The following is a 2,025-nucleotide window of genomic DNA, read 5'->3' on the forward strand; positions in this document are numbered from 1 at the left end:
ATCGTATTCTTGGCGAATGCCGGATAGTTGTAGGCCGGAATCTCAGCGACGAGCTTACCTTTCTCCGCCACAAGCACGCCCCGCGCGTAAACACGGTCGATCGTCAGATTCGGCAAGTCCGATACAATAAGGAAATCTGCAAGTCGTCCCGGTGTGATCGAGCCGATCTCCCGCTCCAGCCGAAAGTGCTGCGCTGTATTGAGTGTCGCCATCTGGATCGCCGTCACAGGTTTTAGCCCCTGGGCTATGGCGTGACGCACAACACGGTCCATGTGACCTTCGTTTACAAGCGTGCCGGAGTGACTGTCATCAGTGCACAGGATAAAATTGCGCGGATCGAGACCCTGCTCCGTAACCGCTTTGATCTGGCGGGCAACATCATACCAAGCGGATCCAAGGCGGAGCATAGCCCGCATGCCCTGACGCACACGGGCAATGGCGTCCTCCATGCGGGTACCTTCGTGATCATCTTCAGGACCACCGGCAACATATCCATGAAAGGCACGTCCAAGCTCAGGCGATGCGAAATGCCCTCCAACAGTCTTTCCGGCGTTTACAGTGGCGTCAATGCCACCCCGCATAGTTGCATCGTTGTTGGCGACGCCAGGAAAGTTCATCACCTCGCCGAGACCGATGATATTGGGCCATGTCATCGCTTCGGCAACATCGTCCGGGCTTATAGAAGCGCCTGCATTCTCCAATCCCGGCGCCGATGGAACGCAACTCGGCATCTGCACGTGCACATTGATCGGCATGGCAAGCGCTTCGTCGTGCATCAGGCGGACRCCATCGAGCCCCAACACATTGGCGATCTCGTGCGGATCGATGAACATCGAAGTAGTGCCATGAGGAATGACGGCCCGCGTAAACTCAGTCACCGTGACCATACCGCTTTCGACATGCATATGCGCGTCGCACAGACCAGGCACCAGATAACGCCCACCCGCGTCAACGACCTTCGTTTTCGGCCCGATGCAGTGTTCCGCTCCTTGCCCGACAAAAGCAAAGCGTCCGGCCACGATGGCAAGATCGGTACCTGCAATGATCTCTCCGGAATAGACGCTTACCAAACGACCGTTGCGGACAACCAGATCCGCATCCTTGCGGCCCATAGCAACGTCCACGAGCAACGGCGCTGATTCCGTCCATGTCGCTGGTTTGCCTGCCGGTTTGCTCATCGTCATCACTCCGATCGCCTGATCTCTTCGAATATGCATATACCAAAAAACAACATGACTGGGCTGTTCACAGTAGAATTCTCAAAAAATTCGGGGAAATCCATGAATTGCTTGACAGAACCACGATCGTTGCGTCCGATAGGTCTCATGCGCCGCGTCGAAACGGAATTGCCAATGACCGGGGAGAAAATGTTGGCTTGTCTGACTGCGGCAATTCATAAGCGTTATTCTGGGAGGAAATTTAATGCTCAAACTCTTTACATTACTGGCCGCTACAGCTGCCATTGCTCTCACCTCGGGTAGTGCATTTGCGCAGGGTTATCCCGAACGCAGTATTACCATGGTCGTGCCGTTCGCAGCGGGCGGGCCCACTGATACCGTTACCAGACTTGTCGCAGAAAGCATGTCTAAGGACCTCGGTCAGCAGATCATTGTAGAAAATGTCGGCGGAGCAGGCGGCACGCTGGGAGCCTCCCAGGTAGCCAAGGCAGAGCCGGATGGATACACGCTGTTGCTGCATCACATCGGCATGGCAACCAGCGCCACGCTATATCGCAAGCTGCCCTATGACACGCTAAACGCCTTCGAATATGTGGGGCTTGTCACAGATGTTCCGATGACCATTGTAGCAAAGAAGGACTTCGAGCCGACTGATCTCAAAGGCCTTGTCGAATACGTCAAGGCAAATGCCGACAAAATCACCCTTGCGAATGCCGGTATTGGCGCTGCCTCTCATCTCTGCGGGATGTTGTTCATGAGCGAGATCAAGACGCCGCTGACAACTGTACCTTACAAAGGCACTGGTCCTGCCATGACAGATCTCCTGGGTGGTCAGGTGGATTTGATG

At 55.0% G+C, this 2,025-nt stretch carries 2 protein-coding genes; one reads left to right on the forward strand and one right to left on the reverse strand.

The genetic code is table 11. The features are described 5' to 3' along the window. Positions 1–1,184 (reverse strand): amidohydrolase family protein (locus tag ACXJ5O_RS25350; protein WP_457302320.1); only part of this gene is annotated, 1,184 nt, incomplete at its 3' end. A 238-nt stretch (positions 1,185–1,422) separates the two neighbouring features. Here ACXJ5O_RS25350 and ACXJ5O_RS25355 point away from each other — a divergent pair. After that, the coding region (locus tag ACXJ5O_RS25355; RefSeq protein ID WP_457302321.1) for a tripartite tricarboxylate transporter substrate-binding protein at positions 1,423–2,025 on the forward strand (603 nt) is incomplete at its 3' end.

The sequence above is a fragment of the Phyllobacterium sp. P5_D12 genome (genome assembly GCF_054049495.1).